The sequence below is a fragment of the Pseudophaeobacter sp. 1A16562 genome, assembly GCF_041008785.1.
Taxonomy (GTDB): Bacteria; Pseudomonadota; Alphaproteobacteria; order Rhodobacterales; family Rhodobacteraceae; genus Phycobacter; species Phycobacter gallaeciensis_A.
The window spans coordinates 76457-88750 of the sequence record NZ_JAXGFT010000013.1; the positions used below are offsets into that span (position 1 = coordinate 76457).

Genomic DNA, 12294 nt, shown 5'->3' on the forward strand with positions numbered 1-12294 from the left:
AACCCGGCCCGCGCCTGCCACCCTGTGCGATCTGCCTTCGCGGGGGGAACGACCCCTTTGCGTGTGGCAGGCGCATAACCTCTCCTTCGGGAAAACGGGGCGCCATGCGTGGCGCCTCCAAAAAGAATTTTTGAACCCGGAACCCTGCTTGCCGGGGGTGTACGCAGCTCTGCATGCAGCCTGGCCTCAAGATCACTGACACGTTTGTCACCAAACCGGAGCACCATAATGAAACGCCAGCTTTCACGTTTCTTGGGCATGTCCATCAAGAAGAAACTGCTGCTGCCCATCCTCGCCTGCATTGTTGTATCGAACATTGCTTACACCGTCTTCTGGGCGTCCAAGCACAGCAGCGCCTTGATTGACGCCTTCGAGGATGAGGTCGGGCTGGCGCAACGGTTTGTCGGGCCTCCGGTCGCTGCGGCGGTCTGGGATTTCAACAGTGATGCGGCGCAGGGGGTGATCCAGGGCGTGGCGGATATGGAAAACGCTCTGTTCGCGCAGGTCGTGGTCGATGGTGAGACCTTTACCGAGGTGTTCGTGAGCGAGGACCGGCGCGCGGAAGTTACCGGGGCGGTGGAAACCCTGCTGGCGGATCCGCAGGATGAGAAGACCACCGAGGTCAATCAAGTGGTCTACGTCAAGTTTCCGATCTCCCTCACCGATGGCACCGTTGTGGGTGAAATGGTGATGGGTTTTGACAACAGCGCGATCCAGGACACCGTCTCCGCTCTCTATCTGCAGTCGGCGGTCATCGGTCTTGCGATCTGTCTTGCAATTGGCCTGATCGTCTATTTCTCCGCGGCCTCGGTCACGCGTCCACTGGACCGGATCGTTGATCGTATCGATGCGCTGCGCAATGGTGACACCGACAGCGCGGTTCCAGAAAAGGCGCGAGGCGACGAGTTGGGGCGTTTGGCTGCTGCTGTTGTCGAATTCGTCGAGGCGATGCGCGCCAATGCCGAGCTTGAGGGCCAGTCCCGCGCTGCCGCGAAGGAGCAGGCGGATGTCGTTCAGGAGCTGGCGAACGGTCTGAACAACCTGTCCAAGGGCAACCTCGGGTACCGGATCACCAAGGAAATGAGCGCCGAATATGCCGCGCTACGCTCCGATTTCAACCAGACTGCCGAAGCATTGGATGACGTGATCGGGCGGGTGCTGAGCACGGTCGGAGATATTGAAGGTCAGATCGGCGAGATGGCGGTTGGCACGGACGAGCTGTCCCGCCGCACCGAAAATCAGGCGGCGACCCTGGAAGAAACTGCGGCTGCACTGGACAATATCACGTCCAATGTTCAATCCGCCACCGAACAGACCAAAGCGGTCGAAGGCACTATTGCCGAAACCACCAGCGAGGCGATGCGCAGCGGCGATATCGTGAAGCGGACCGTCGTGGCCATGCAGGAGATCAATGAGGCCTCGGGCAAGATTTCCGAGATCAACAGCGTGATCGACGATATCTCGTTCCAGACCAACCTGCTGGCGCTGAATGCCGGGGTTGAGGCGGCGCGTGCGGGCGAGGCCGGCCGTGGTTTTGCCGTGGTGGCCTCCGAAGTGCGTTCCCTTGCGCTGAAATCGGCCAATTCGGCCAATGAGATCCGGGAACTGATCCAGAGCAGCTCGGAAAAGGTCAAGATCGGCGTGGAACTGGTTGATGAGGCAGGTAAATCTCTGGACGAGATTATCACCAAGATCCAGTCGGTGTCGACCCTGGCCAGCCAGATCGCAGAGTCATCCGGTGAGCAGGCCTCGACCATATCCGAGATCAACTCGGGCATGACCGAGCTGGACAGGGTGACGCAGCAGAACGCGAGCATGGTTCTGAAATCCAGTGAGCAAGGCAAGTCGTTGCAGCAGGCCGCGACCGAGCTGGCGCAACTGGTGGCGCAGTTCAAACCCTCGTCTTCGTCTTTCGCTTCGGCTCCAACGCCCAGTGCCCATGGTGATTGGGATCTCGCGGGGCAGGGCTATGACGATAATTTTGGTCAGGAACTCATGGCGGGCTAACTCTCTTTTTACGCTCAGGATAATCCATTGCGCCCGGGCCGTTGGCCCGGGCGTTTTTGAGCCTTCCTGGGGTTAGCTGCAGATGTTCTGTAGGCGCACCCAGTCGCGGTCATTCAGAACCGGTTCCAGAACCCGGCCTGCCATCGGATCGGCCTCAATCAGCCCGATGGTGGTCTCTCCGGTGATATCCAGCGCATAGGCGTAAGGGGTGGACGGGATCGCGGTGCGGGCAAATTCGGCCAGCAGCGTCTCATCCGCAACCTCGGGGCGCGGTGTGCTGAGAACCGTTTCAACATAGTGATCGAGTGTCTCGCGTTTCAGCTGTCCCGTGGTCAGAAGCCGGAAAGAGGCCAGCACACCGCCTGATGCCAGCAGTTCTGCCAGCGGGTCCTGCGCCTCGGCCCGGGCCCGTTCGGCCAAAACGGCTCCTGCTGCCACGGCAGGGTCTTCGTGATCCTCGACAAACGTCCGGTTCAAAAGAACGATACCACCCGGCAGGTGCAGGCTGGTGGCGAGGCCGGAGCGGAACACAACAAGACGGCGCACGCCTGTGCGCAGCGCGAGTTTTTCCAGAATGGGCACCGTGTCCGCCGTGCTGCAGGCCTGACCGGTAACCCGCTCAATCCGGCCAAGCAGCGCCTGACCCAGCGCCTTGCGCTTGATATCGGGCACAACGCTGACGGCGTGGTTCTGCAGCGCGCTCGGCAGCCATAGAAATACCACCAGCGCAAGGACGACCAGACTGGCAAGGACGCTTGCTGCGCGCAGGCGCCCGGGATGCGGACGGCGCCTATCAATGGCGGCCCGCACCTTGTCGATCGCCTCGAGCATGGTGGTTTCATCTTCTGCGATCTCCAGCGTTTCACCGGGATCGCCATCGGGATGAAAGATCGCCGGGAATTCGCCGGGGTTGGCACGTTCGACCGCCGCCAAGGACCAATGCGCCAGGGGGCGGTCGCTCATGTCGGTAATGGTGAGGGTCGCATCCCCAACCGAGATGATCACATCCCGGCGCTGCGCATCAGGGGCTGCGCGCCACAAACCCGCAGCCTCCAGCCGTTCGAAGTCCCTGAGTGCGGTCATTCAGCCTGCCCGTATCATTGCGGTTGTTCTGTTTGCCGCAGGATAGCATGCCTCACGGCAAGGCAGCAAACCGCTTTGCCGCAGATTTCACAACTCAGTGGGGTGCCTTAGCGACCGCCGTGCCTCACGCGGGTTTCAAACCCATACGGGCAAAGATCATCGCCGCCGGGCAAAAGCCGGTGAAGGCCGATTGAAACAGGTTGGCGCCGACAAAGACCGTCAGCCAGACCCAGTTGGGCGACACGAATTGCGTCAGCACCACGGACAGCAATACCATGAAACCGGCAAGCGCCATAACCGCTTTGTTGATCGTCATGTCTTATCCTTTCTGATACGCGCGCCCTGTGGCGCCTTCATATTCAAAAATAAGAATAAGACTTGGTGAATGCAAGAGGCAACCGACGGGCAGGCCCGCCGGTGCCGATATTATTGGCCGTTTGCGATCTTGCGCAGCTCAAATTTCTGGATTTTCCCGGTCGATGTCTTGGGCAGCTCCTGGAACACCACCTTTTTGGGCGCCTTGAATCCAGCCAGCGTCTCGCGGGAGAAGGCGATCAGCCCGGCCTCATCCACAGATGCGCCTTCTTTCAGCTCGACAAAGGCGCAGGGAACCTCTCCCCATTTGTCGTCCTGCTTGGCCACAACGGCAGCCAGATTGACATCCGGGTGGGCCATCAGCACGCCCTCTACCTCGACCGAGGAAATATTCTCGCCGCCCGAAATGATGATGTCCTTGGCACGGTCGGCGATCTGGATATAGCCATCGGGGTGCTGGATCGCGATATCGCCCGAATGGAAGTAGCCACCTTTGAAGCTCTCGGCGGTGGCCTCGGGGTTTTTCAGATACCCCTTCATCACCGAATTGCCGCGCATGACGATTTCGCCCTGATCCTTGGCATTCATCGGGATCTGATGCATGTCGTCATCCACGACGGTGATATGGTCCATCATCGGGAAGGCAACGCCCTGACGCGCCTTGATCGCGGCGCGGCCCTGTTGGTCCAGCGTGTCCCAGCTGCCGCCTTTCCACAGGCATTCGGTGACATGGCCATAGGTCTCGGTGAGGCCATAGACCTGCGTCACGTGAAAGCCGAGCTTTTCGATTTTCTCTAGCGTTGCCGGGGCAGGCGGGGCGCCGGCGGTAAAGACCTCGACCGTGTGATCAAAGGCACGGCGGTCCTCTTCCTTGGCGTTGACGATGGTGTTGAGCACAATGGGCGCGCCGCCGAAATGGGTGACGCCTTCATCCGCGATCGCGTCATAAACGGCGGGGGCGGTAATGTTACGGCAGCAGACCAGCGTGCCGCCCAGAACCGGCATCATCCAGGTGTGGTTCCAGCCGTTGCAGTGAAACAGCGGCACGATGGTCAGGTAGACCGGGTGCATCACCATGCGCCAGGAGATCACCGTGCCCATGGTCATCAGATAGGCGCCGCGGTGATGATAGACGACCCCCTTGGGACGTCCCGTGGTGCCAGAGGTATAATTCAGCGCCAGGCTTTCCCATTCGTCCTCGGGCATGATCCAGTCGAAATCATGCGCTGCATTGCCTAGCACGTCCTCATAAACGGAATAGCGGCCAGAAGCGGTGAAACCAGCCTCGGTGTCCGGCACTTCGATCAGGATCGGTCCGTCGCCCTCCATCCGCTCCTTGGCCGCTTCGGCGAGGGCCAGGAATTCGCTGTCCACCAGCGCGACCTTGGCCTCGCCATGCTCAAAGATATAGGCGACCGTGTCCACATCCAGGCGGGTGTTGATGGTGTTGAGGACGGCGCCGCAGGCGGGCACGCCAAAATGCGCTTCGGCCTGGGCGGGCAGGTTGGGGATCAGCGTTGCGACCACATCGCCTGGTTTCACGCCCATCCCCGCCAGCGCCGAGGCCAGCCGGGTGCAGCGATCATAATAGGCGGCATAGGTCTTGCGGTGCTTGCCATAGACCACCGCCGGAACGTCGGAAAACACATGCGCGGCCCGGCGCAGGTGCGACAGCGGGGTCAGCGGAACATAGTTTGCCGCATTTTTTTCCAGTCCCGTTTCATCCTGCATCCAGCCCATGAATTTTCCTCCCATGATTCTGCGCCGTGTCGCTTAGAGGACAGATATTGCCGAAAGTTACTTTCATTGAAAGAGATATGAAACAATTGACCATTCCCCCCGGCGTGGCAGGCAGTCAGACCACAGCCGCGCAGGCGATGCTGGCCGCCATGGCCATCATCGGTATCAGTGACAATGCCGTGCCGCTCATGGCGGAGCAGATCGGAATCTGGCAGTTCTACTTGTTGCGTACGGTCATCACCCTGCCGTTGATCTGGGTCATGATGCGTGCCGGCCTGGGCGGGCTACGGCCTCAGCGGCTGGGGCCGGTGGCGCTGCGGGGTTTTCTGGTGGCGGTGTCGATGGTGTTCTACTTTTCAGCTGTCGCGCTGATGCCGCTGGCGCAGGCGCTGGCCGGGCTCTTCACCTCGCCGATCCTGATCGTGCTGATCTCGGTGCTGTTCCTGAAGCACCGTATTGGCCCGGTCCGCATCGGGGCGGTGGTGCTGGGGTTTGTCGGTGTGCTGTGCGTGTTGCAGCCGGACCTGTCCGATTTCGACTGGCTGATCCTGCTGCCGGTCTGTGGCGGGCTGTTCTACGCGCTGGGATCTATGGCGACCGGGCTGATGTGCCGGGGCGAAAGCACGGTGTCGATGTTGTTTGCCATGCTGCTGGCGCAGGCGGTGATCGGGGCTGTGGCCCTAGGCGGGCTGGCGATCTGGCCGTTGCCGGTAGCCGAGGGCGCCGATGGGTTTGTGACCCGAGGCTGGGTCTGGCCAGTGTGGGAGATTTCGCATTGGCTGCTGCTGCAGGGGATGGCTTCGGTCGTCGGGGTGTTCCTGATCACCAAGGCCTATCAGCAGGGCGAGGCGTCTTATGTTGCAGTCTTCGAATATTCGGTGATCATCGTCGGACCCGCCTTTGCCTGGCTTGTGTTCGGTCAGACGCTGGATCTGCTGCAAATGGCGGGGATCGGCCTGATTGTTCTGGCCGGGGCGACACTGGCCCTGCGCGGATCGTAAACCGCAGCGGTCCGCCGTTTTCTTTTCCCGCGGGACTGCATAGGCTGGCGTCATGATCCTGTCCCCCGGCCGCAACTTCGTTTTTATCCATATCCCAAAAACCGGGGGCACCTCCCTGTCGCTGGCGCTGGAGGCGCGGGCGATGAAGGACGACATGATGCTGGGGGATACGCCCAAGGCGCGCAACCGGCGGCGGCGGCTGAAAGACGTGCAGACGCGGGGTAGGTTGTGGAAACATTCCACCCTCGCAGATATCGAAGGGCTGCTGCCGGAGGACCAGATGAGGGGGCTTTTTGCCTTTACTCTGGTGCGCAATCCCTTTGATCGGGCGGTCAGCTATTACCACTGGCTGCGGGACCAGACGTTCGATCATCCCGCAGTCACGCGATCCAAGGCCTTGGATTTCCGCGAATTTATCCTGCATTCCGATACGCTTTCGGCGTTTCGTGCGCATCCGCCGCGTTCCTACATGCGCCATGCGGACGGGAGCGAACAGTGTCAGGCCTATATCCGCATCGAGTATTTTGAGAAGGATGCTGAGCCGCTGTTTGATCATCTCGGCTTTCGGCTGGACCTAGAGCGGGCCAATGCCTCGGTCCGGGCGCGGGATTGGCGGGAATATTACGATCCTCAAAGTCGCGCCGCACTGGCGGCAAGCTGCGCTGAAGAAATCGAACAATTTGAATATTCTTTTAACGTTTAACCTTTACCTCTGTTTAAGACGGGCAAAACCGCCCGCGCGAAACGGATGTAACAGGCTAAACGGCGCAGGGGACAGGCACCCCGGACCGAAAGGCCGGAAAGGATCGCAGATGCTTGATTGGTTCCAGAAACGCAGCAACCCTTTTTCCGAGGGCGCGGCGCCGATGGTGTCGGTTGGGCAGGGTGGTTTTCTGGCCGGAACCCATGCGGCGTCGAACCTGGGCTGGCGCCCGGTCGAGGCGTTGACTGTCGGCGACCAGCTTTTGACCTTTGATCATGGCATGCAGCCACTGGTCGAAGTGCGGCGCGAAACGGTGCTGGTGGGTGAAGGCGACGTGGATCCGGTGTTCTGCCCACTGCTGGTGCCGCAGGACGCGCTGAACAACCGCGTGCCGATGTATCTGATGCCGGATCAGGGCGTTCTGATAGAAAGTGATCTGGTCGAGGACGCCCATGGCGATCCCTTTGCCGTGGTTCCCGCCTGTGCGCTGGACGGCTATCGCGGTATCCGCCGCCTGCATCCAGGCGAGCGGATGGAGTTGATCATCCCCCGCTTTGCCCGGGACGAGGTGATCTATTTGGAGGCTGGCTTCCTTGGCTTTGCACCGATGCAAGGCGATCTGCTGAATGGCGCCGCCGCACCTGAGTTCTACAATGTACTGTCGGCAGCCGAGGCGCGCGATCTTGTGCTGGCCATGGCTGCAGCAGAGCAACTTGGGGGTTTGGGTGCTGGCCCCACGATTGACCCTTCGGGAGCTCCGTCCCTGATCTGAGGTTTCGCCCGATAAAAAACTGGGTGAGCCGGTCAGGGCTTTGTTTTTCTACAGAGCCTTGCCGAGAAAGAAAAATGGCCGACCCGGTTTGGGGTCGGCCATTTCGTTTGTTGAGTGCCCAATCTTAAGCAGCGGCGGCTGCATCCGGATTGAACCGGCCATAGAAGGTCTGACCCTTCTCCGCCATCTCCCGCAGCAACGCCGGGCAGGTAAAGCGCTCACCGTAGGCTTCGGTCAGCTGATCGCAGCGTTCGGCAGCATAGGGCGTGCCGATGATGTCGAGCCAGCTGAGCGGGCCGCCGGACCAAGGCGCAAAGCCCCAAGCCAGGATTGCACCCACGTCGCCTTCGCGGATATCCATCAGAACGCCTTCTTCCAGCGCGCGCACGGCTTCCAGCACCTGCGCAAACATCAGGCGTTCCTGCACTTCGATCAGATCGGGCTGGTCTTCGGCCAGCGGGTATTTTTCCTGCATGCCTTTCCAGTATTCGACCCGCTTGCCCTTTTCGTCATAGTCGAAGAAGCCGGCATTGGATTTGCGGCCCAGACGACCCAGACCTTCCATCCAGAAGATCAGATCATCCGCCGGGCTGTCGGGATAGGCATCGCCCATGGCAGCCTTGGTTGCGCGGGCGATCTTGGCGCCCAGATCGATCGAGGTCTCGTCGTTGAGCTGGATCGGACCCACCGGGAAGCCCAGCTGACGCGCCGCATTGTCGATCAACACAGGCGAGACGCCTTCGGTGATCATGCGCAGACCTTCGTTGATATAGGGAATGATGCAGCGGTTGGCGTAGAAGAAACGCGCATCGTTCACCACGATCGGGGTCTTGCGGATCTGGCGCACATAGTCGAGCGCCTTGGCCACGGCACGGTCACCGGTTTCCTTGCCCTTGATGATCTCCACCAGCAGCATCTTTTCAACCGGAGAGAAGAAGTGGATGCCGATGAACTGCTCAGGACGGCTCGACGCCTTGGCCAGATCGGTGATCGGCAGGGTCGAGGTGTTGGAGGCAAAGATGCAGTCCTCGGGGATGATCGCCTCGACCTTCTGGGTCATCTCGGCCTTGACGGCCGGATCTTCGAAGACCGCTTCGATGATCAGATCGCAGCCCTTCAACGCGTCCAGATCCGGCGTTGCGTTGATCAGACCCAGCATCGCCTCTTTCTTCTCGGCAGTGACCTTGCCGCGCTTGATGCCCTTGTCGAGATAGGCTTCGGTATAGGCCTTGCCCTTGTCGGCTGCGGCCTGATCGCGGTCCACCAGAACCACTTCCATACCGGCCTGCGCCGAAACCAGCGCGATGCCCGCGCCCATCATGCCGGCACCCAGAACGCCGAGTTTCTTGACGCGCTGATCAGGCACGTCCTTGGGCCGCACGGCGCCTTTTTCCAGGGCTTCCTTGTTGAGGAACAGCGAACGGATCATCGCGCCGGAGGAGGGGTTCATGATCACGGAAGTGAACCAGCGGGCCTCGATCTTCAATGCCGTGTCGAAATCGACGAGCGCGCCTTCATAGACTGCCGACAGAAGCGCCTTGGCCGCCGGGAAGGCACCTTGCGTCTTGCCGTTGATCATCGCCGAAGCGCCAACGAAGTTCATGAAACCAGCCGGGTGATAGGGCGCGCCGCCGGGCATCTTGTAGCCCTTGGCGTCCCAGGGTTTCACCAGATCGGCGGGTTTGGCATTCAGCACCCATTCTTTCGCGGCGGCGACGGGATCGGCTGCGATCTCATCGATATAACCTGCACTCTTGGCCTTTTTCGCGTCCAGCATCTTGCCTTCGAGCAGCAGCGGCGCGGCTGCGATGGCGCCCACCTTGCGTACCATGCGGGTGGTACCGCCGGCGCCGGGGAAGATACCGATCAGGATTTCCGGAAGACCATATTTCGCCTTAGGGTTTTCCGCGGCAAAGATGCGATGCGTGGACAGCGGTAACTCCATACCGATGCCCGCAGCGGTGCCGGGCAGGGCGGTGGCAATCGGCTTGCCGCCCTTCTTGGTCTTGGGGTCCATGCCTGCCAGCTCGATCTTGCGCAGCAGGGCATGCATTTTCATGATGCCGTCAAAGACGCCGCGCGCGGGATCGTCTCCGGCCTCTTCCTTCATCACCGCCAGCAGGTTCAGGTCCATGCCGCCGGCAAAGGAGCCTTCCTTGCCCGAGGTGATCACGATGCCTTTGACCGCGTCGTCGGCTAGGGCGTCGTCGATGGCGGCTTCCAGTTCCATGAGCCCGTCAAAGGACATCACGTTCATGGTCTTGCCCGGCACATCCCAGGTGATGGTTGCGACGCCGTCGGCGTCCTTGGAAAGCGTAAACTCAGTCATGTTTCGTCTCCGATCTGGTCAGCCGTCAGCGGGCTGCCGTCCTTGCGGGTGAAGTTGAAGCCATTGGCGTCGTCCTTCACCATCATGTCTATGTCGCTGTAATAAGCGGTCTCTGTTTCGGTGCGCGTGCCCACCACCAGGAAGGTGGTCGGCGCGTCGGTGTTGTTTTTCAGGTGATGGCCGTTGGCATCTCCTGCAGGAAAAGTGGCGCAGTCACCGGGGTGCAGCTCGGTTTCCCCGTGATCATCGATCAGGGTGCAGACCCCGGCGGTGACCATCAGGAATTCGTCCTGCTCCATGTGGTAATGGCGCAAGGACGACAGGCCACCCGGTTCCAGCTGAACGAGGTTCACGCCAAACTGCGTGAGGCCACCCGCATCGCCCAAGCGCTGGCTGGAGCGGCCCGCGACCGCCTCTGCCAGCTTACCGGGGTAGGCGGAGCCGGTCCGCCAGGGGATATCGGCCAGGTTCAGCTTGGGCATCAGACGCGCTCGATGATCGTGGCCGCGCCCATGCCGGATGCGATGCAGAGCGTCGCGAGACCAACTTCCTTGTCGGTGCGCTCCAACTCGTCCAGCAGCGTGCCGATGATCATCGCGCCGGTGGCGCCCAGCGGGTGGCCCATGGCGATGGAGCCGCCGTTGGGGTTCACGATGGCAGGGTCCACGTCAAACGCCTGCTGGAAGCGCAGCACGACCGAGGCGAAGGCTTCGTTCACTTCGAACAGGTCGATGTCGCCGATTGCCATGCCATTGTCGGCAAGGATCTTCTGCGTTGCGGGCACAGGGCCGGTCAGCATGATGGTGGGATCGGTGCCGACCTTGGTCGTCGCCTTGATGCGCGCGCGGGGTTTCAGGCCGTATTCCTCGCCGAACTCCTTGTTGCCGATCAGAACGGCGGCAGCGCCATCGACGATGCCAGAGGAGTTGCCCGCGTGGTGGATGTGGTTGATCCGCTCCAGGTGCGGGTACTTCAGCTTGGCCACCGCATCGAACTCCGGCATCTGCTCGCCCATCATCTGGAATGAAGGGTTCAACGCACCAAGGCTCTGCATGTCGGTCTGGGGGCGCATGTATTCGTCGCGGTCCAGAATGGTCAGACCGTTCTGATCAGTGACGGCGATCACCGACTTGTCGAAACGGCCATCGTCCCAGGCTTCCTTGGCGCGGCGCTGCGATTCAACGGCCAGCGCATCGGCCTGCTCACGCGAAAAGCCGTATTCTGTGGCGATGATATCGGCCGAGATGCCTTGCGGGACGAAATAGGTTTCCATTGCAACCGAGGGATCCACGGCGATGGCCGCGCCATCGCTGCCCATGGCAACGCGGCCCATCATCTCAACGCCGCCCGCGATATAGGCCTTGCCTGCGCCGCCCTTCACCTGGTTGGAGGCCAGGTTCACGGCCTCCATGCCCGAGGCACAGAAACGGTTGATGGCGAGGCCCGGAATGCTTTCGTCCAGATCCGAGGCCAGAACCGCGGTGCGTGCAAGGCAGCCGCCCTGTTCCATGACCTGGGTGACGTTGCCCCAGATCACGTCCTCGACGGCGTGACCGTCCAGATTGTTGCGCGCCTTCAGAGCGTTCAGGGTCAGCGCGGACAGGCGCACCGAGGTCACCTCGTGCAGGGAGCCGTCCTTGCGGCCCTTTCCGCGCGGGGTGCGGATCGCATCATAGATATAAGCTTCGGTCATAAGTATCTCCTCAAGCTCGGTCCGACGGGTTGCCGGGCATCAGATCATAGGGGTGTTTCCAGCCGGGCGTTTCGCTGAGACGGGTCAGCCAGGCGTCGATATGGGGCCATTCGGCGCGGTCAAAGCCGAAGGGTTCGGGATAATAAAGGTAGCCGCAGCAGGAAAGGTCAGCATTGGTGATCCCATCGCCAACGATCCAGTCACGTCCGTCCAGATGGGCGTTCAGCGTCGCATAGGCGGCCTTGAGCCTTCCCTGCATGAAGCCGATCACCTGATCGGGGCGTTTGTCTTCGGGCAGGAAGTTCATCAGGAACCGGGTCATGCCCGCCTGGCTGGAGAGTTTGTGGTTGTCCCACAAAACCCAGCGCAGCACCTCGTATTTGTCTTCCGGCGCGCCGCCGAATTTCCCGGTTTTGTCAGTGATATACTGCTGGATGGCACCCGACTGGGTCAGGCGCATGTCGCCGTCTTCCAGCACCGGTGCTTCGCCCATCACGTTCATTTCCCGGAATTCCGGCGTGCGGTTCACCCCGGCAAAGAAATCGACAAAGACAGGCTCCCACTCAAGGCCCGACAGCTCAAGCGCCAAGGCGGCCTTATAGGCGTTACCGCTTTCTCCGAAACAGTGCAGTTTGATGGTCATTCTTCAAA

The 12294-nt window shown here is 60.9% G+C and carries 11 protein-coding genes; 4 read left to right on the forward strand and 7 right to left on the reverse strand.

Annotated elements, in window-relative coordinates; genetic code table 11:
- Nucleotides 1-228 precede the first annotated feature (228 nt).
- The gene (locus SM764_RS17330; RefSeq protein WP_369002334.1) at nucleotides 229-2007 is read left to right on the forward strand and encodes a methyl-accepting chemotaxis protein; all 1779 of its coding nucleotides are present in this window, start codon (nucleotides 229-231) and stop codon (nucleotides 2005-2007) included.
- Nucleotides 2008-2079: 72 nt separating this feature from the next.
- Here SM764_RS17330 and SM764_RS17335 read toward each other — a convergent pair whose 3' ends face one another.
- The 3 genes from SM764_RS17335 to SM764_RS17345 all read right to left on the reverse strand — a co-directional run bounded on the left by SM764_RS17335 (nucleotide 2080) and on the right by SM764_RS17345 (nucleotide 5145).
- Nucleotides 2080-3090 carry a hypothetical protein gene (locus tag SM764_RS17335; RefSeq protein WP_065273336.1) on the reverse strand — a complete coding sequence of 337 codons (1011 nt, stop codon included), beginning with the start codon at nucleotides 3088-3090 and terminating at the stop codon, nucleotides 2080-2082.
- A 124-nt stretch (nucleotides 3091-3214) separates the two neighbouring features.
- Nucleotides 3215-3406 carry a YgaP family membrane protein gene (locus SM764_RS17340; protein ID WP_065273337.1) on the reverse strand — a complete coding sequence of 64 codons (192 nt, stop codon included), beginning with the start codon at nucleotides 3404-3406 and terminating at the stop codon, nucleotides 3215-3217.
- Between the two features lie 110 nt (nucleotides 3407-3516).
- Nucleotides 3517-5145 (reverse strand): AMP-binding protein, encoded by a 1629-nt coding sequence (locus SM764_RS17345; protein WP_369002376.1) that lies wholly within the window; start codon nucleotides 5143-5145, stop codon nucleotides 3517-3519.
- Nucleotides 5146-5222: 77 nt separating this feature from the next.
- Between SM764_RS17345 and SM764_RS17350 the strand changes: the two genes are divergently transcribed.
- The 3 genes from SM764_RS17350 to SM764_RS17360 all read left to right on the forward strand — a co-directional run bounded on the left by SM764_RS17350 (nucleotide 5223) and on the right by SM764_RS17360 (nucleotide 7621).
- The gene (locus SM764_RS17350; RefSeq protein ID WP_274827886.1) at nucleotides 5223-6146 is read left to right on the forward strand and encodes a DMT family transporter; all 924 of its coding nucleotides are present in this window, start codon (nucleotides 5223-5225) and stop codon (nucleotides 6144-6146) included.
- Nucleotides 6147-6198: 52 nt separating this feature from the next.
- Nucleotides 6199-6849 carry a sulfotransferase family 2 domain-containing protein gene (locus SM764_RS17355; protein ID WP_274832076.1) on the forward strand — a complete coding sequence of 217 codons (651 nt, stop codon included), beginning with the start codon at nucleotides 6199-6201 and terminating at the stop codon, nucleotides 6847-6849.
- A 109-nt stretch (nucleotides 6850-6958) separates the two neighbouring features.
- On the forward strand, nucleotides 6959-7621 hold the full coding sequence (locus SM764_RS17360) for a Hint domain-containing protein (RefSeq protein ID WP_368946730.1): 663 nt from the start codon (nucleotides 6959-6961) through the stop codon (nucleotides 7619-7621).
- A gap of 124 nt (nucleotides 7622-7745) precedes the next feature.
- Here SM764_RS17360 and SM764_RS17365 read toward each other — a convergent pair whose 3' ends face one another.
- The 4 genes from SM764_RS17365 to SM764_RS17380 are packed head-to-tail and all read right to left on the reverse strand — an operon-like array spanning nucleotide 7746 to nucleotide 12286.
- On the reverse strand, nucleotides 7746-9950 hold the full coding sequence (locus tag SM764_RS17365) for a 3-hydroxyacyl-CoA dehydrogenase NAD-binding domain-containing protein (RefSeq protein ID WP_368946729.1): 2205 nt from the start codon (nucleotides 9948-9950) through the stop codon (nucleotides 7746-7748).
- Nucleotides 9947-10432, reverse strand: coding sequence for a cupin domain-containing protein (locus tag SM764_RS17370; protein ID WP_369002335.1), 486 nt, complete (start codon nucleotides 10430-10432; stop codon nucleotides 9947-9949). Before SM764_RS17370 ends, SM764_RS17365 begins: the two co-directional genes overlap by 4 nt.
- Nucleotides 10432-11643 (reverse strand): acetyl-CoA C-acetyltransferase, encoded by a 1212-nt coding sequence (locus SM764_RS17375; RefSeq protein ID WP_369002336.1) that lies wholly within the window; start codon nucleotides 11641-11643, stop codon nucleotides 10432-10434. The genes SM764_RS17370 and SM764_RS17375 overlap by 1 nt, the downstream gene beginning before the upstream one ends.
- 10 nt (nucleotides 11644-11653) lie before the next feature.
- Nucleotides 11654-12286 (reverse strand): glutathione S-transferase family protein, encoded by a 633-nt coding sequence (locus SM764_RS17380; RefSeq protein ID WP_065273344.1) that lies wholly within the window; start codon nucleotides 12284-12286, stop codon nucleotides 11654-11656.
- Nucleotides 12287-12294 lie beyond the last annotated feature (8 nt).

What these genes read in the sequence shown, in the direction of transcription:
- SM764_RS17365 (WP_368946729.1), bottom strand. Translation starts at nt 9,950, where the DNA reads ATGACTGAGTTTACGCTTTCCAAGGACGCCGACGGCGTCGCAACCATC.
- SM764_RS17345 (WP_369002376.1), bottom strand. Translation starts at nt 5,145, where the DNA reads ATGGGCTGGATGCAGGATGAAACGGGACTGGAAAAAAATGCGGCAAAC.
- SM764_RS17335 (WP_065273336.1), bottom strand. Translation starts at nt 3,090, where the DNA reads ATGACCGCACTCAGGGACTTCGAACGGCTGGAGGCTGCGGGTTTGTGG.
- SM764_RS17380 (WP_065273344.1), bottom strand. Translation starts at nt 12,286, where the DNA reads ATGACCATCAAACTGCACTGTTTCGGAGAAAGCGGTAACGCCTATAAG.
- SM764_RS17340 (WP_065273337.1), bottom strand. Translation starts at nt 3,406, where the DNA reads ATGACGATCAACAAAGCGGTTATGGCGCTTGCCGGTTTCATGGTATTG.
- SM764_RS17355 (WP_274832076.1), top strand. Translation starts at nt 6,199, where the DNA reads ATGATCCTGTCCCCCGGCCGCAACTTCGTTTTTATCCATATCCCAAAA.
- SM764_RS17360 (WP_368946730.1), top strand. Translation starts at nt 6,959, where the DNA reads ATGCTTGATTGGTTCCAGAAACGCAGCAACCCTTTTTCCGAGGGCGCG.
- SM764_RS17330 (WP_369002334.1), top strand. Translation starts at nt 229, where the DNA reads ATGAAACGCCAGCTTTCACGTTTCTTGGGCATGTCCATCAAGAAGAAA.
- SM764_RS17350 (WP_274827886.1), top strand. Translation starts at nt 5,223, where the DNA reads ATGAAACAATTGACCATTCCCCCCGGCGTGGCAGGCAGTCAGACCACA.
- SM764_RS17375 (WP_369002336.1), bottom strand. Translation starts at nt 11,643, where the DNA reads ATGACCGAAGCTTATATCTATGATGCGATCCGCACCCCGCGCGGAAAG.
- SM764_RS17370 (WP_369002335.1), bottom strand. Translation starts at nt 10,432, where the DNA reads ATGCCCAAGCTGAACCTGGCCGATATCCCCTGGCGGACCGGCTCCGCC.